At 45.2% G+C, this 15,866-nt stretch carries 15 protein-coding genes; 7 read left to right on the forward strand and 8 right to left on the reverse strand.

Translation table 11 applies throughout. The features are described 5' to 3' along the window. Positions 1–294: 294 nt before the first annotated feature. The 4 genes from R7P69_RS15300 to rlmM are packed head-to-tail and all read left to right on the forward strand — an operon-like array spanning position 295 to position 3,295. Positions 295–1,215 carry a transcriptional regulator GcvA gene (locus R7P69_RS15300; RefSeq protein WP_005383616.1) on the forward strand — a complete coding sequence of 307 codons (921 nt, stop codon included), beginning with the start codon at positions 295–297 and terminating at the stop codon, positions 1,213–1,215. Then, positions 1,196–1,819, forward strand: coding sequence for an alpha/beta fold hydrolase (locus R7P69_RS15305; RefSeq protein WP_005383614.1), 624 nt, complete (start codon positions 1,196–1,198; stop codon positions 1,817–1,819). The genes R7P69_RS15300 and R7P69_RS15305 overlap by 20 nt, the downstream gene beginning before the upstream one ends. Continuing rightward, entirely contained in the window at positions 1,809–2,207 is a 399-nt protein-coding gene (locus R7P69_RS15310; RefSeq protein ID WP_042521214.1) for a DUF423 domain-containing protein, read from the forward strand. The genes R7P69_RS15305 and R7P69_RS15310 overlap by 11 nt, the downstream gene beginning before the upstream one ends. Next, the gene (gene rlmM, locus R7P69_RS15315) at positions 2,204–3,295 is read left to right on the forward strand and encodes a 23S rRNA (cytidine(2498)-2'-O)-methyltransferase RlmM (protein ID WP_017820611.1); all 1,092 of its coding nucleotides are present in this window, start codon (positions 2,204–2,206) and stop codon (positions 3,293–3,295) included. The genes R7P69_RS15310 and rlmM overlap by 4 nt, the downstream gene beginning before the upstream one ends. A gap of 109 nt (positions 3,296–3,404) precedes the next feature. Here rlmM and xni read toward each other — a convergent pair whose 3' ends face one another. From xni to queF, 5 genes are all read right to left on the reverse strand, one after another. Continuing rightward, positions 3,405–4,187: a flap endonuclease Xni gene (gene xni / locus R7P69_RS15320; RefSeq protein ID WP_025768895.1), complete on the reverse strand. Its 783-nt coding sequence runs from the start codon at positions 4,185–4,187 to the stop codon at positions 3,405–3,407. 58 nt (positions 4,188–4,245) lie between these two features. Continuing rightward, complete coding sequence (gene ppnN, locus R7P69_RS15325; protein WP_047102074.1) at positions 4,246–5,622, reverse strand: nucleotide 5'-monophosphate nucleosidase PpnN; 1,377 nt, start codon at positions 5,620–5,622, stop codon at positions 4,246–4,248. Positions 5,623–5,913: 291 nt separating this feature from the next. After that, positions 5,914–7,479, reverse strand: a complete 1,566-nt coding sequence (locus tag R7P69_RS15330) for a sensor domain-containing diguanylate cyclase (protein WP_005381978.1) — start codon at positions 7,477–7,479, stop codon at positions 5,914–5,916. A 98-nt stretch (positions 7,480–7,577) separates the two neighbouring features. After that, positions 7,578–9,860, reverse strand: coding sequence for a tetratricopeptide repeat protein (locus R7P69_RS15335; protein WP_017635678.1), 2,283 nt, complete (start codon positions 9,858–9,860; stop codon positions 7,578–7,580). 164 nt (positions 9,861–10,024) lie between these two features. Then, positions 10,025–10,870 (reverse strand): NADPH-dependent 7-cyano-7-deazaguanine reductase QueF, encoded by an 846-nt coding sequence (queF, locus tag R7P69_RS15340; RefSeq protein ID WP_025768898.1) that lies wholly within the window; start codon positions 10,868–10,870, stop codon positions 10,025–10,027. Between the two features lie 108 nt (positions 10,871–10,978). On the opposite strand from queF, the gene syd reads away from it, so the two are divergent. Both syd and R7P69_RS15350 read left to right on the forward strand, forming a co-directional pair. Further along, positions 10,979–11,524 carry a SecY-interacting protein gene (gene syd / locus R7P69_RS15345; protein ID WP_025768899.1) on the forward strand — a complete coding sequence of 182 codons (546 nt, stop codon included), beginning with the start codon at positions 10,979–10,981 and terminating at the stop codon, positions 11,522–11,524. Between the two features lie 2 nt (positions 11,525–11,526). After that, positions 11,527–12,303: a Zn-ribbon-containing protein gene (locus R7P69_RS15350; protein WP_065274234.1), complete on the forward strand. Its 777-nt coding sequence runs from the start codon at positions 11,527–11,529 to the stop codon at positions 12,301–12,303. 111 nt (positions 12,304–12,414) lie between these two features. On the opposite strand, the gene R7P69_RS15355 is transcribed toward R7P69_RS15350, so the two are convergent. From R7P69_RS15355 to metN, 3 genes are read right to left on the reverse strand one after another with little or no spacing between them, the layout of a single operon-like run. Further along, on the reverse strand, positions 12,415–13,224 hold the full coding sequence (locus R7P69_RS15355) for a MetQ/NlpA family lipoprotein (RefSeq protein WP_005381966.1): 810 nt from the start codon (positions 13,222–13,224) through the stop codon (positions 12,415–12,417). Positions 13,225–13,256: 32 nt separating this feature from the next. Further along, positions 13,257–13,934 carry a methionine ABC transporter permease gene (locus R7P69_RS15360; RefSeq protein ID WP_005383604.1) on the reverse strand — a complete coding sequence of 226 codons (678 nt, stop codon included), beginning with the start codon at positions 13,932–13,934 and terminating at the stop codon, positions 13,257–13,259. Further along, a complete protein-coding gene (gene metN, locus R7P69_RS15365; protein WP_005381962.1) occupies positions 13,924–14,958 on the reverse strand; it encodes a methionine ABC transporter ATP-binding protein MetN in 1,035 nt (344 codons plus the stop codon). Before metN ends, R7P69_RS15360 begins: the two co-directional genes overlap by 11 nt. 341 nt (positions 14,959–15,299) lie before the next feature. Here metN and gmhB point away from each other — a divergent pair, with 341 nt between their 5' ends. Further along, the gene (gene gmhB / locus R7P69_RS15370) at positions 15,300–15,851 is read left to right on the forward strand and encodes a D-glycero-beta-D-manno-heptose 1,7-bisphosphate 7-phosphatase (RefSeq protein ID WP_005381961.1); all 552 of its coding nucleotides are present in this window, start codon (positions 15,300–15,302) and stop codon (positions 15,849–15,851) included. Positions 15,852–15,866 lie beyond the last annotated feature (15 nt).

A 15,866-nucleotide genomic window follows, 5' to 3' on the forward strand; every position in this document is an offset into this window, starting at 1 on the left:
AACACCGCCTAATTTAGGCGGTGTAACAAATTTGACAGACAGGTCAAAAATAAATACAGGAAGTATATGTTTTGTCACAGGGAGTGTGGACAAAACATTATGGTAGAAATCTACCTAACTCGAAATACGAGTTTGCAAACACAACATCGCAACAACGAAGCCAATTGATTTCCAAAGAAATCAAGCCGTTCAGGCCCGTGTTGCGGGGTGAAATATAGAATTTATCTGGCTGTTCGACAACGGACATTTTATAATGTTTCAGATTAAAAAAACTAATCCTATTAGAGGTCCCATATGTCTCGCAGATTGCCTCCATTAAATTCGCTTCGAGTCTTCGAAGCGGCTGCTCGTCATCTCAGTTTTACACGAGCAGCAGAAGAGTTATTTGTTACTCAAGCCGCGGTCAGTCACCAGATTAAAGCGCTTGAAGAGTTCTTATCATTGAAGCTCTTCCGTCGACGTAATCGTTCTTTGTTGTTAACAGAAGAAGGCCAAAGTTACTTTCTCGATATCAAAGATATTTTCACCTCGATTGCGGAAGCGACAGATAAGGTGTTGGAACGTAGCGAAAAAGGGGCATTGACGATTAGCCTACCGCCGAGTTTTGCTATCCAATGGCTTGTACCTCGTTTGGCCGATTTTAATGCTCAAGAGCCCGATATCGATGTTCGTATTAAAGCCGTAGATATGGATGAAGGCTCACTGACTGATGATGTTGATGTGGCGATCTACTATGGCCGTGGGAACTGGCCAGGTTTGCGAGCAGATAAATTGTACCAAGAGTTTTTGATCCCACTTTGTTCACCTTCATTACTTTTGGGTAACAAACCATTAGAATCTTTAAGTGACCTCAAATTACATACTTTGTTACACGATACTTCGCGTAAAGACTGGAAGCAGTTTGCTCGTCATTACAACATTGAAGGCATCAACGTAAACCACGGTCCTATTTTTAGTCACTCAACGATGGTGCTACAGGCTGCTGCGCACGGTCAGGGGGTCGCGCTCGGTAACAACGTACTCGCCAAACCTGAAATGGAAGCCGGACGACTCATTGCACCATTCGACGAGGTGTTGATATCTAAGAATGCATTCTATGTGGTGTGTCATGAACAGCAGGCAGATATGGGCCGAATCGCAACGTTTAGAGACTGGATGTTAGCAACCGCGAGAAAAGAACAAGAGGAAGTATTGGATGAATCACTGGATAGCTGAGGGACCTGAAAACGGACCGCTGTTTATTTTTGCTCACGGCGCAGGTGCGGGGATGGAGCATGACTTCATGACAGCTGTCGCCAAAGGATTAGTGGAGCAAGGTATTCGTGTAGTGCGTTTTAATTTCCCTTACATGGTGAAACGTTCGGAAGATGGCAAAAAGCGTCCGCCCGATCGCGCGCCAAAGTTGCTCGAAGCATACAGCGAAGTGATCGCTCACTTTACTTCTTCTCCCGTGGTTATTGGTGGTAAGTCAATGGGCGGTCGTATGTCGAGCTTGTTGGCTGAAAATGAGCTGGTGGCGGGCATTGCCTGTTTAGGGTTTCCATTTCACCCGCCGGGAAAGCCAGAGAAATACAAAGGCGAACACTTAGCAACCATTGAGAAACCTACGCTGATTCTGCAAGGGGAACGAGACACCTTTGGTAAGCGTGAGGAATTCGATGATTTCGTCCTTTCGTCACAAGTAACGGTGAGCTTTTTACCTGATGGTGACCACAGCTTCAAACCGCGCAAGATCTCAGGTCATACTGAAGTGGGTAACATTGCACTCGCGATAGAGCAGTTAGCGGCGTTTATAAAAGAGGTGTACAGTGAAAAGTAAGTGGTTACTCTCATTCTCTGCTCTGTCTGGGCTGATTTCGGTCGCTCTTGGAGCATTTGCTGCTCATGGGCTAAAAGCGACACTGGCCCCTTATTTGCTCGGTGTATTTGAGACCGGAGTTCTGTATCAATTTATTCACACGTTGGCGATTGTGTTTTGTGCCATTCTGCTTCTGCTCAATTTGGGACAAAAAGCACAAAAATATTTTTTCATTGCGGCGATTTGCTTTATTATCGGCATCTTTTGTTTTAGCGGCAGTCTTTACGCGCTGGCGCTGACGGGCATTAAGTGGTTTGGGCCAATTACTCCTGTGGGAGGATTACTGTTCATGATTGGTTGGTGTCTGTTCTTTTTTGCTGCGTTCAATATCAAAGAGGTCTCCAAGTGAAACAACTAATGCTCTATTGCCGTTCTGGCTTTGAGAAAGAGTGTGCTGGTGAAATTCAGGACAAAGCGACACAGTTGGAAGTGTATGGCTTCCCTCGTGTGAAGAGAAACTCAGGTTATGTTGTCTTCGAGTGTTACCAAGATGGAGATGCCGACAAACTTGCGAGAGGTTTAGACTTTAAGTCTTTAATTTTTGCTCGACAAATGTTTGCGGTAGCAGCTGAGTTTCAATCGTTGCCAAGTGATGACCGCATTAGTCCAATTTTGAATGAACTAGCAGACATTGAAGCATTCCCTCGTTGTGGTGATTTGAGAATTGAAACGCCAGATACAAATGAAGCGAAAGAGCTACTGAAATTCTGCCGTAAGTTTACCGTCCCAATGCGTCAAGCGTTGCGCGGCAAAGGCTTAATGCTGAACAAAGATAACGCGAAAAAACCAGTACTGCACATTTGCTTTGTTGAGCCTGGCCACTGTTACGTTGGTTACTCTTACACTGACAACAACTCACAGTTCTTCATGGGTATCCCTCGCCTTAAATTCCCAGCAGACGCTCCAAGTCGTTCAACACTTAAACTGGAAGAAGCATTTCATGTCTTTATTCCACGTGAAGAGTGGGATGAGCGTTTGGCACCAGGTATGTGGGGTGTGGATTTAGGTGCATGTCCAGGCGGTTGGACGTACCAATTAGTGAAGCGCTCAATGTTCGTTCACTGCGTAGATAACGGCATGATGGCAGACAGTTTGATGGAAACTGGCCAGATCAAGCACCATATGGTGGATGGTTTTAAGTTCGAACCAGACCGCAAGAACGTAACATGGATTGTTTGTGACATGGTGGAAAAGCCAGCTCGTGTTGCTCACCTGATGGGACAGTGGCTGTTAAAAGGTTGGGCAAAAGAGGCCATCTTTAACCTTAAGCTGCCAATGAAAGGGCGTTATGACGAAGTGCTGCAAGACCTTGAAAATCTGAAGCAGTTCCTCATTGATAATAAGGTAAAGTTCAAGCTACAAGCTAAACATTTGTATCATGATCGTGAAGAGATCACGATTCATATCCAATGTCTGTCGAATATTTCACCTTACTAACTTTATTCCCCGAGTCTTTTGGGAATAGTGATTAGAATAGAAAAAGCGCCTTCAAATGGCGCTTTTTTAATATCTGCCGGATTTCATGGTGTGAAACTTCCATCGGGCACTACTTCGCTTTGTTTGGCCCTAAAAAGCGAATATCTTGCAAGTTAAAGCCTAGTTCGATATCGCACTTTAAAGCGGCGACGCGTTTACATAAACGAGCAGACTCAATGTGCTCGTCCAATTTTTTACGGTATTTCGGTACGAGGTCTTCACTAGCGTAGGCAGCTTCAATACTCTCAAACTGAGTGAGAATCTCTTTCGCTGCTTTCGGGCCAATTCCAGGTACGCCCGGAACCTGGCTAGAGCTTATCCCTGTCAATCCCCAGTAGTCCGCTAGTTGATTTGGTTTTACGCCGAACTCTTTTTCGATAAATGGTTCATCTAACCAACGGTGTTGGAAATAATCACGGATTTGTAGGGTAGGGGAAAGTAGCTGGCAGTAACCTTTGTCTGTGGAAACGATGGTGACTTTTTCACCATGGCTGGCCACTTTCGTTGCGAGTGTAGCAACCAAATCATCTGCTTCATCGCCTTCAGAAAGCAATGAATCAATACCTTGCTCCCACCACGCTTGTTGAATCGCATCTAACCCTTGCAGTAGTGGCTGAGGCATTGGCTTTCGGTTTTGCTTATAGTCAGGGAGAATTTCAGCGCGCCAACCTCTGTCTTGTTCGTGGTGATCAAAAACTGCGATGATGTGTGTCGGGTTGGCCTCTGACAGAATGCGAGTGAGGGTTCTTTGCGTTGTGGTTATGGTTCTTGCTATGTCGGTTGGATCTGGTTGTGCTGAGTGCACTCGGCGGATCAGGTTTAGGGCATCAATGATAACAAGATGAATAGACATAATGACTTAGCAATAAAAAAGGGGCGTAATGCCCCTAGTGTAACGAATGCTAGCCTGACTATCGACCACCAATTTCCGGGTGAGCGATTCGATAACACGGTTCGTAGTCTGAACCGCCAGGTAATTTCATTCGGTGCTGTTCGACAAAGTCTTTTAGCAACTTATCGAGTTTTTTCATGAGGACTGCGTCGCCATGAATGGTGAAAGGCCCTCTACGTTCTATTTCTCGAATGCCTTCAGCCTTTACGTTACCTGCCACTATGCCAGAGAAGGCTTGACGCAAGTTGGCCGCTAAAACTTGCGGTTCTTGATCTAGGCTTAAATCCAATTGTTCCATCGACTCATGAGTAGGCTCGAATGGTAGTTGGAAGTTTGGCTCAATTTTCAATGACCAGTTAAAGCTGTACGCATCGCCTTTCTCTTTTCGGTGAAGGCGTACCGAGTCCATGGAGCGTTTCATAATACGAGCGACTTCTGCCGGGTTGTCAATGATGATCTCGTAGTGCTTTTGCCCTTCCTCACCAAGTGTGTCGCGAATGAACTCATCAATAGAGCGGAAGTACTCTTCACTCTCTTTTGGTCCTGTTAATACGATAGGCATTGGCTGATCGGCGTTATCCGGGTGCATCATGATGCCAAGAATGTACAGTAGCTCTTCCGCTGTGCCCGGGCCTCCTGGGAAAATAACGATACCATGAGCCATACGGACGAAAGCTTCCAAGCGCTTTTCGATGTCGGGCATGATGACCAGTTCATTTACTATTGGGTTTGGTGGCTCGGCAGCAATAATCGAGGGTTCGGTTAAACCAAGATAACGTTGCTGAGTATAACGTTGCTTTGCGTGCCCAATTGCTGCACCTTTCATCGGCCCTTCCATTGCACCAGGGCCGCAACCTGTGCAGATGTTAAGTTCACGCAGGCCCAGTTCGTTACCCACTTCACGTGTGTACTGATACTCCACTCCATTGATAGAGTGACCACCCCAACATACGACAAGATTCGGTGCGATACCTGGAGTTAATGCTCTGGCATTACGAAGAATGCCGAATACGAGGTTCGTAATGTGAATTGGGTTAGTAAGGTTGAGCCGCTGGGCGTCTGCCAAATGCATGTTTACGTAAACGATATCACGCAATACGGAGAACAGATGCTCTTGGATACCTTTAATTATTTCGCCGTCAACAAAAGCGTGCTCTGGCGGATTAGTCAGCTCAAGCTTAATACCACGCTCACGACGCACGACGTTGACATCAAACGATTGGTATTTATCGAGCAGTTCTTTCGAGTTATCGGTATGGCTACCGGAGTTCAACACCGCTAATGTGCAATTACGGTACAGCTGATAAAGTTCACTCGAGGCTGTGTTCTTTAAGCGCTCTACTTCTAGTTGAGATAGCAAGTCCATGCTACCAGCGGGGCTTATATGGGTAATCATAACGCCTCCTTGTGTTGCATTAATTTGAGGGAAAGTACCAACTTACCTTTTTGGTGTTATACGTATGGTTTGATGAAAGGTAGTTGGCCGATTTGGTTTTATGGTTATCAACTCCCAAGCAACCTCAAGATGATACATTTGCCTTTTATAAATACATCATCTTGAAGTGACTTGGGTTTTTACAGCTTAGCAGACTAAAAGGGAAGAAATGTGATAACTCGTTGAAAATGGGTGGTTATAAAGCGAAGATTGCACCAAATTTGGTTTGTTTGCTCGCTTTTTGTACGAATCTTAGCTCCAGTTAAGCTGGTTTGTTCCACGTTTTTTAGCGTCCGCAAGCATCTTGCCAAGACGATCGAGCACATACTCTGGCGTATCGGACTCTTTGAAAGACGTCGATACAGCAGCTAAGGTAATCATGATATTTTGCTCACGGAACTTAAAGGGTAATTGGCTAATATCACGCTGGATATGCTTAATCAGATCCAGTGTGTATTCTTCAGATTGTTCCGGGACGAGTAGAATGAACTCCTCGCCACCAAAGCGAGCCACTGTTTCCGTTTCTGATACGCGCTTGTTAATAGTACGAGCGATGATCTTCAGCGCTTTATCGCCAGCCGTATAACCATAGCTATCATTCACCGCTTTGAAATTGTCTACATCAAACAGCACAACACGAAGGTTTTGCTGAGAGCGAATCCAACGGCGATACTCTAGCTCTAGTCGATCGTTAAATGCAGTGCGGTTATAAACTTTAGTCAGCGGGTCGAGCAACATACGCTGAGCTTGGTCATCTAAGCGTCGACGATAATCTTGCGTAGTTTCAAATACCGCTTCGAGTTGGTTCTTACTGTAACTTAACCGCTCTTGCAGCGCTTGCTCTCGCTCTTCCGTCATTTTCAGTCGCTCTGTCAGCGACGCCATTTTTTCGAGAAGAGGCGTGATTTCTTTTTTCACAACCGCGATATCTTGAGCTTGATTAAGTGACTTTTGGCTTAATTCAACCAAGCTGTTCATTTCTGTGTTGAGCTCTTGGCGGTGTTCAAAGTAGGTATGATGCTGGTCGACGTTCTGATGAACGGTTTTTAGGTTACTTGCGAGAGAAGTGTTCAGCTGATCAAGGAATTGGCTAGACGCCTCGCGCTCGAACTTTGTTGCTTCGACAACCAATTTCAGCGTTGAGAGCGTAAGCTCAATGAGAGACTCGGCACTCACGCCAAGGAGCAACTTAGCGCGAATATCCAGCAATCTATCGCCTGATTCTCCCTCGAAATCAAGCTCTGTAATAGTATGTTGGAGGTCGCTGGCTAAGCACTCAAGCTGAGATCTGTCGGGATTGTTTTCAAATTCACTAAGATGTAGACGTGAATTAGACGTGATGATTTTCAGAGCGCGTTCGTAAATACTCAGTAGCTTAGTGGCTTGATCAGCTTTATTGCTGGCGTGAACTTCAGAGAAACTCATCAGGTTCCGTAGTTCACGTTTTAACTGCGCAGGTAAGCCCGTGACACGTTGCAGTGTTTCACCACTGTGCTTGATTTGTTCGTCAAGGTAACCGTTTTGTTTATCCATCGTCTTCGACTGCTGTTTGAGCATCCTCTCTAATACCGCTAAACGCGGGATAAGAGTGCTGATATCTTTTTGATGTTGCAGCTCTTGTTGGATTTCAAATAGGTAGTTGGATACCTGAGTATTCGAACCCTGGCAAGCTGAAGACAATGATGCCACAACGCGTTTAAGAACTTGTTGTTCACGTTTGAATTTGAGTGAAGTATCACGATGAGTCAGTCTGAGTTGGTCAAGTTGACAACTCAGCTGATGCAGCTGCGACTGAATATCGGATTCCAAGATTCCCATGAAGTGACTACGGTTAAGTCCATGTACTACTGACAATTATCTGATAATAACAAAAAACTTTATAGCGTCATTAGTTATTACGTTCAACAGGCGTTTAATTATCCATTTTTTAATATTTTCTTGATGTCGTCCTCATTCTTGTAGGACGAATGGATCTTGATCAGGCCTTGGCTAATGGCATGTTGACAGGCAGTTCTTATGTTACCTGTTGCAAAGCTAGCAGCAGGCGCATTATCGATGGCTTTTAAGAACACCCAGTGGCTTTGCTTATCCTTCAAGCTGACTTCTCGTGCGATGTGAGTAGCAAGCAATAACAGATCGAGTAATTCCTCATCGTTAATTGCAGTGTAGGCTCGGGGTAAGAACGGATAATCGCTGATGCCCATACGAATAATACGATTGACGTTGTGCTGCTGTGCGAACTCATCCACCCAAGTCTGGAATTTTTCGAACATGACTTCGGCAGAAGCATCACGGTCAGCGTTCGGTTCTATGTAGAGTAAGTTCGCATCTGAGAAATGGTAAAGACGCGACGGTTTTTCTATTTTTTCCGCAAGGAAGTCGCCAAATGCCCGTTCTAGTTCTAGACCTGCCTTATAGCCGTTATGGACGTACATGCTTCGTAAGAATGGCAAATCGATCATAACAAAGCGTAGGCGATCATTAAGTGGTTCGTGGATCAATTCACCCATTTGCCATTGCTCGAAAGTTTCGCTCGACTTTTTCAATGAGCGAGAAAGCTTAACATTCAGCATACGCAAGTTACGTAAACGAGAGCGAGAGTGGGTGAAGAGGTCGTTACGCAGTTTTTCGATTTCACTTGCTTGGCGCTGCATAATGACACCACGGCGCATAATGAACAAAAACATGACCAAGACAGTAATAAACAATGCAAATGAGATTTTCTGGAATTTACGATGCTCTCTTTCCACTTGCTCTAAGCGTTCTGATTGACCGATGTAATGGATGGTTTGTTCGGCAAATTCTTTTTGCTGACGGAACGCATCCTCACTGATTTGGTTAAGCTGCTTTTGTTCTAGACGAACGAGGTTGGTGTATTTTTTATAAGCTTGCAGAGAAAGTTTGTATTCGCCTGCCTGCTCGTAACCCAACCCAAGTAAACGGTATGACTGCTGCTTAATGAAGTTGTTATTTTCAGGTGACTTTTCAGCAAGTGCTAACGCCAGCTTAGCATTAGTAATGACGTCTTTACTGTCATTTTGATGATAAGCCAGACCTGACTGAAGCAGGGCAGCCTTTGCTTCAAGCTTAGGAATATTGGTGTATTCTAAAAGCTCTTTAGAGCGGTCTAAGTACTGCTCTGCTAGCGCGTAGTTATAGAGTTGTAGGTAGGTAGCCGCCAAGCTTAAGCGAATTTTAATGATTCTATTGATGTTCTTACTGGTACTTTCATGGTCAAGCACGTTGAAGTAATGCACTAACGCAAGGTTAAACTTACCCTGATAAAAGTAGATGTCGCCCATTTGCTCTAGGACGTCCGCTAGGATCGGAGAGCTAGGGTAAGAGTCATAAAAATCTGCGGCTTGAGATAAGTATTCGATCGCTTTGTCGTACACTCGTCGCTCCTGGAAGAGCCTAGCCAAAAGGCGATTCACTTTTGCTAATCTTGCACCACTGTTACTTTCAATAGATTGCCAATAACCGTATAGCAGCTCTGACAAAGCCAAATTGTATTTCTTGCTATTGAGGTAAAACTCGCCGACGGCTGTGTAGTAGTCGATCAAGGCTAACTCAGAGCGGCTATCGTCAAGCATGGTCTTTGCTTCAGAGTACAAGTTTTCCGCTTTAATGATATCGCCACTATGTGAAGCGAGGAGTGCTCTTTGCATCACTAGTCGGTAGCGAACGCTGTCGGTGCGTTGTAATACGGCATCGGCTTCATCGAGCTGTTGTTCAATTTGGTTAAGCGTGTCTTCCGCTTTTGAGTAGTTTTCGTCGTACATCCAAATCATTTGGTTGCGCATCAGCTGGAGATCTAAGTCCATGTACGGCAATTGATATTCTTGCGCTAAGCGTTCCGCTTTATTTAGGTGCTCGATAGCCGAACGAACATTACCCATGGCGTAATCTGCCTGAGCGATAATCTTGTGCGCTTCGATGGTGCTGCTTGGTGTGCGAACGCTACGATCTGTTTCGTCGCGAGACATGGCTGAAGGGCTGTCACTTTCTTTGCGTTCTGTTAGCTCACGCTGTGACAAATAGTTGGTTGCCGCTTGTTTTGCTTGTGATGGTTCTATTTCCGCCAATTGTTGTGCTTCGTTGAGTAACGCGGACGATAAAATGGTTGCATGAAGTGGCTGTACAAACAGCAAGCAAAGAAAGCCAATCAATTTGAATAGACGCGAACTGTCCCAAAACATCCTTTCGTTCCCTCGAACTGTTTTTAGATATGGCGATAACGGCGAAAAGCCTCAATTAGCCGTTTAAATGCGGGTTGAAGCCATTTGATATAGTAACATGCTTGGACAATAAAAACGTCCGGCAACCCTTTAGATTGCCGAACTTATTTCTGTTGCCTATGCGCTTACTGACGAGCCATACGGTGATTGTGAGCTGGCTTATCTTGTTCCGTTGAGCGGTAAGGGTTGATATCCAAGCCTCCACGGCGCGTATAGCGGGCAAATACGGTCAGTTTGCTTGGTTGGCAGTATTTCATTAGATCCGTAAAAATACGCTCTACACACTGTTCGTGGAACTCATTGTGCTCGCGGAAAGACACTAAGTAACGTAACAGCTTCTCACGAGCTATTTTTGCGCCTTGGTAGCGAATTTCTACACTGCCCCAGTCGGGTTGGTTAGTGATCAAACAGTTTGATTTCAATAGGTGGCTATGTAGCACCTCTTCAACTTGTACTTCACCTGCTGCACCTTCAAGCAAATCGGCATCGAAATCGTAACTGGTGATGTTAATGTCTTGGTCATCAATACATTCACCGTCCATTGTTACGATAGGTTGATTGGTATAGTGGGTCACTGGATTCACCTCAACCAGCACCTTTTCACCTGCGCATTCAGAAAGGTCTTGTGTTAAACGCTCAGTCACTTCTTCCCAGCTTGCAAAGCGGGTTTGGTTATAGCTGTTTAAGTACAGTTTGAAAGACTTCGATTCAATCAAGTTTGCGCTGGTGGCTGGAATGTATACTTCGCCAACGGCCACTTGTGGTAAACCTTTACTATTTAACCAAGACAGTTCGTACAGCGTCCAAATGTCGTGCCCCATGAAAGGCAGAGTATCGCCTAACTGGAGGTCATCTCGGTTCAGGCTGCGAGGGACTGGTTGCAGCAAGCTTGGGTCATACTGGTTCGCATACTCGGTCGTTTTACCTAGTGTTAAGCCAGCAAGCTCTTTAGCGTCAGAATATTTGCTCATACTTTGTGGTCGTTTTCGATTAGAATGGCGAGAATTTTACTGAATCCGCTGGTCAATTGCCATCCGGCAAGCACGGCTATCTGATAAATAAGGAATGAGGAGACCTTCATGACCCCAAACGTTACTCAGGCGCTACAAGAGTTCAGCCTGCGCTACCAACAAGCTTGGCAAGCTAAGCACAATGAGTTGCCAAGCAGTGAAGAGCTTGCAGAGCTTGTTTCTCCTTGTGTCGAAGAGAAGCGTGATGGAAAGGTGCTTTGGAAAGCGGTCGCACGTGATGAAATGGCCGATTTCACCAATGTGGAAAATGCGATTGAGTTGTCACTGCAAGATGATGTTAAAGCCTTTTATGGTTCTCAATACTGCGCTGATATGGAGGCAACTTGGCAAGGTAATTCGTTGACGCTGCTGCAAGTCTGGAGCGATGACGATTTCGTGCGTCTACAAGAAAATATTCTTGGTCATTTGGTGACGCAGCGCCGCTTGAAACTTAAACCAACAGTATTTATCGCAGCGACAGATGAGGAAATGGATGTGATTTCTATTTGTAACCTCACTGGCAATGTGATTCTAGAGCGTTTGGGCACCTCTAAACGTGATGTATTGGCAGATTCATTGGTTGAGTTCTTGAATAAGTTAGAGGCTGCCGTCTAAGTATGTATGTTGTTGAGTTGCAGTTTGAGTGTTTTGATAACACCACCGTCAGCGCGGTAGACAAAGCCATTAATGGCTTGATGGATGCTCTGCGTTACAACGGCCAAGTATTAGGTCGTGAATTCCCGATAGTGATGGGAGAAGGTGAATTTTTCGTTCGTGTTGTTTGCCCAGAACAAGACAGCTTGCATCCACGTTATCACTCAGATTTCGTCAAAGTGTGCATGAACCGTTTGTCGGATGCGTCTTTGCTTGCACCGAAAATGCGTATGCTGGGGCGTGATTTGAATTCAGAACAAGCAGCCGAAGAAGAGACACCTAGCTGGCAAGTGTTGTACACGACTTATGTTCATACGTGTTCGCCTTTGCGAAGTGGTGAAACCCTGTTGCCAATTCCTTTGTATCGTAATGAGCCAACACTTAATGGAGACCATAAAGCCGTCATTAAGTGGCAGACTGAGTGGCAAGCGTGTGATGAAATCCAAATGGCAGGGGGCTGCCGAGCGGAACATGCGGCGCTGCACGAAATTTGCGATGTGGATAGTGTGCTGTTTCGCCGAGGTTGGGACTTACGTGGCCGTATCGATTACATCACGAAGATCCCTACGTACTATTACCAGTATCGTGTCGGTGGTCAGTCGCTGGAGAGCGAGAAAGCGCGCAAGTGTCCAAAATGCGATGGCGAGTGGCTACTCGATGAGCCACTACATGACATATTTCATTTTAAGTGTGATGACTGCCGAATCGTGTCGAATATCTCTTGGGACCATCTTAAGTAGCGAATTGAAGCTACTTAAATGGGTAGATAGACAAATAGAAAGGGCTGATGTTTTCACATCAGCCCTTTTGTGTTTAGAACGTTGTTTTCAGTCATGTTTTGAAAAGTGGGATTACCAACCTTTCACAACACCGCCTTTGAACAGTTCTTTTGCCGCTTCGTAAACTTCTTCCGTTTGGTAAGCTTTTACGAAGTTTTGTACGTTTTGCGCATTAACATTTTCTTCGCGAGCGACAATTAGGTTTACGTATGGTGAGTCTTTATCTTCAACGAACACGCCGTCACGCTCTGGCGATAGGTCGATAGAGCTTGCGTAAGTGGTGTTGATGATAGATAGCGTTACGTCATCCAGTGAACGTGGAAGCTGTGGGGCTTCTAGTTCAATGATTTCGATATTTTTAGGGTTGCCTACGATGTCACGTACTGTAGCGAGTAGACCAACGCCATCACGTAGCGTAATTAAACCTTGCTGCTCAAGAAGCAGTAGTGAGCGACCTAGGTTAGTTGGGTCGTTTGGTACTGCGATGCGTGCGCCATCTTGAATTTCATCAATTGATTTTACTTGCTTTGAGTAACCAGCAATAGGGTAAACGAATGAGTTACCCGCGATAGCCAGTTTGTAGCCGCGGTCTTTCACTTGTTGGTCTAGGTATGGTTTGTGCTGGAACGCATTCGCGTCTACTGAACCATCATCCAGAGCGGCGTTTGGTGTTACGTAATCGGTAAATGTTACTAGCTCAACGTCTAGGTTGTATTTCTCTTTTGCTACTTTAGCGGCAACTTCGGCTACTTGTGCTTCAGCACCAGCAATAACGCCAACTTTTACTTTGTTTACGTCTACTTCTTTGTCGCCGCAACCCGCTAGAGCAAGAGCAGAGGCGGCCGTTGCTACAGTCAAAAGACCTTTAAGGCTAAATTTCATCTTTATCTCCTTATAATTTGTATTTTTGATGCTTATCTGTGGTCTACACGGCGCACCACTGCGTCGCCGATAGACTGAATAATCTGTACTAGAACAATCAACATCACGACAGTCACGGCCATGATAGTTACATCGTAGCGGTGGAAACCGTAACGAATGGCTACGTCACCTAGGCCGCCGCCGCCTACCGTACCCGCCATAGCTGAGTAGCTAACGAGAGTGACCAAGGTAATCGTTACTGAGTTAACAATAGTCGGCATTGCTTCAGGTAGTAGAACTTTTGTGATGATCTGTGTTGGAGTCGCCCCCATTGACTGCGCTGCTTCCACCAAGCCTGTCGGTACTTCTAATAAAGCACCTTCAATAAGACGAGCGACAAAAGGAATGGCGCCAATAGTCAGTGGGACGATTGCTGCGGTTGTACCGATAAAGGTTCCAACTAGCATTTTTGTCACTGGAATAATCGCAACCATCAGTACGAGGAATGGCACAGAACGACCAATGTTAACGATAGCGCCTAAGCCGCTATTTAGTTTGGTGTTTTCAAGTAGGCCGCCTTTCTTAGTAATATGGAGGATTACGCCTAATGGAATACCCACAGCAAAGCCGACTAATCCGGCAACCGCAACCATGTAAAGCGTTTCCCACGTTGCACCTAAAAGTAGTTTGCTGTTTAAGCTCAGCCATTCAGAAATCGTATTAAAGGACATAACCAAGTACCTCTACTTTTACGTTGTGCTTACGCAGGTATTCAAGAGCTGCGTTGTCATCTTCTTCGTTACCAAATAGCTCTGCGACCATCATGCCGAATTTCACGCCACCAGCGTAATCAAGGTCGGAACTCAAAATACTCACATCAATATTGTATTTACGAGAAATTTGCGACATTAACGGTGCATCGACGGTTGCGCCAGTAAACTCTAAGCGAACCAACGGGTAGCTGCCATCAACACGCTCTGCTTGCAGACGAGCTTGGTAATCTTCAGGAATGGAAAGATCCAGCGTTGAGCGAATGAATTGGTGCGCTAGCTCTGTCTTAGGGTGCGCAAAAATATCGCCAACGGTGCCTTTTTCCACCAGCTCACCACCACCGATGATTGCTACTTCGTGACAGATACTTTTTACGACTTCCATTTCGTGAGTGATAAGTAAAATCGTGATGTTGAGTTTGCGGTTGATCTCTTTCAATAACTCAAGGATAGATTGAGTTGTTGCCGGGTCTAGCGCACTAGTGGCCTCATCACAAAGCAGCACGCTAGGATCGGATGCCAATGCACGAGCAATTGCCACACGCTGTTTTTGGCCGCCACTTAAGTTAGATGGGTAGCTCTCGTGTTTGTCGGCTAAGCCTACAAGCTTTAGCAACTCAGTTACTTTTGTTGTGATTTGCGATTTGTCTTTACCTGCCAGTTCTAGTGGCAGTGCTACATTATCAAACACAGTACGAGACGAAAGCAGGTTAAAGTGCTGGAAGATCATGCCAATGTTACGGCGTGTTTCGACTAGTTGTTTTTTGCTGAGTTTGGTTAGATCCACACCATCAACGATGATGGAACCAGAGGTCGGCGCTTCTAACATGTTTACGCAGCGAATCAGCGTACTTTTACCAGCACCTGATGAACCGATAACACCAAAGATGGTGCCTTTGTCGATGTGTAGGTTAATGTCTTTCAGGGCAAGGATTTCCTTACTGCCTTGGTAGAACACTTTATTGACGTTTTTTATTTCTATCATGTTTCAACCTGCCCAAAGATACGGGGAACTTCGCTGTCAAAAACGGCCTTTGACAGAACTTAATGTTGAGCTTTATCTCAATTTTCAGTTGATGCTATGGGTTAAGCAGAATGAAGTCAATAGATATTTTTACGTCTAGACGTCTAAATGTATGGATGTTCTGTTTCGAAACGGAGATGTATAGATAGAAAGGAGGAGGTAGACGGCAGGGCACCCTCAGATTTACCGATTCTTGCCCAACAAATCAACCGTTTTGTCGAGGCCTAGAATGAATTAGATAGTGTTGAAGTTTATAAGGTATGTAATAATCTGATTAAACCGAGTTAATAGAGAAATACGTTTTGGCAAAACCTGCTGTTTTTATCGATCGTGATGGCGTGATAAACGTTGACCACGGCTACGTTCATGACGAACATGATTTTGAGTACATTGATGGTGTATTTGAAGCGACGAAAGCGCTAAAAGATAAAGGCTACCTTCTAGTGTTAGTGACGAATCAATCGGGCATCGCACGCGGTAAATTCAGTGAAGACCGTTTCTTGTCTCTGACTCAATGGATGGATTGGAACTTTGCTGATAATGGTGTTGAGTTCGATGGTATCTATTACTGTCCACATCATCCAGAACATGGCATTGGCGAGTACAAGCAAGATTGTGAGTGCCGTAAGCCAAAACCAGGTATGTTCATTTCTGCGCGTGACTTCTTGAAGATCGACATGGAGAAATCTGTGATGATCGGCGATAAAGCTGAAGACATGATGGCAGCAGAAGCGGCAGGCGTTGGCACTAAGATTTTGGTTCGCACTGGTAAGCCAGTAACGGAACAGGGCGAAGCCATTGCAACGGTAGTATTGGATAGCATTGCAGATGTGCCTGCGTACTTAAACAAGTAATATTCATTACTGACT

The sequence above is a fragment of the Vibrio sp. 661 genome (genome assembly GCF_033339315.1).
Taxonomy (GTDB): domain Bacteria; phylum Pseudomonadota; class Gammaproteobacteria; order Enterobacterales; family Vibrionaceae; genus Vibrio; species Vibrio alginolyticus.

Bases quoted from the DNA above. Each gene is read 5' to 3' on its own strand.
- R7P69_RS15300 (WP_005383616.1), top strand. From the start codon at position 295: ATGTCTCGCAGATTGCCTCCATTAAATTCGCTTCGAGTCTTCGAAGCG.
- R7P69_RS15305 (WP_005383614.1), top strand. From the start codon at position 1,196: ATGAATCACTGGATAGCTGAGGGACCTGAAAACGGACCGCTGTTTATT.
- xni (WP_025768895.1), bottom strand. From the start codon at position 4,187: ATGTCTATTCATCTTGTTATCATTGATGCCCTAAACCTGATCCGCCGA.
- ppnN (WP_047102074.1), bottom strand. From the start codon at position 5,622: ATGATTACCCATATAAGCCCCGCTGGTAGCATGGACTTGCTATCTCAA.
- R7P69_RS15330 (WP_005381978.1), bottom strand. From the start codon at position 7,479: ATGGGAATCTTGGAATCCGATATTCAGTCGCAGCTGCATCAGCTGAGT.
- R7P69_RS15335 (WP_017635678.1), bottom strand. From the start codon at position 9,860: ATGTTTTGGGACAGTTCGCGTCTATTCAAATTGATTGGCTTTCTTTGC.
- queF (WP_025768898.1), bottom strand. From the start codon at position 10,870: ATGAGCAAATATTCTGACGCTAAAGAGCTTGCTGGCTTAACACTAGGT.
- syd (WP_025768899.1), top strand. From the start codon at position 10,979: ATGACCCCAAACGTTACTCAGGCGCTACAAGAGTTCAGCCTGCGCTAC.
- R7P69_RS15350 (WP_065274234.1), top strand. From the start codon at position 11,527: ATGTATGTTGTTGAGTTGCAGTTTGAGTGTTTTGATAACACCACCGTC.
- R7P69_RS15355 (WP_005381966.1), bottom strand. From the start codon at position 13,224: ATGAAATTTAGCCTTAAAGGTCTTTTGACTGTAGCAACGGCCGCCTCT.
- R7P69_RS15360 (WP_005383604.1), bottom strand. From the start codon at position 13,934: ATGTCCTTTAATACGATTTCTGAATGGCTGAGCTTAAACAGCAAACTA.
- metN (WP_005381962.1), bottom strand. From the start codon at position 14,958: ATGATAGAAATAAAAAACGTCAATAAAGTGTTCTACCAAGGCAGTAAG.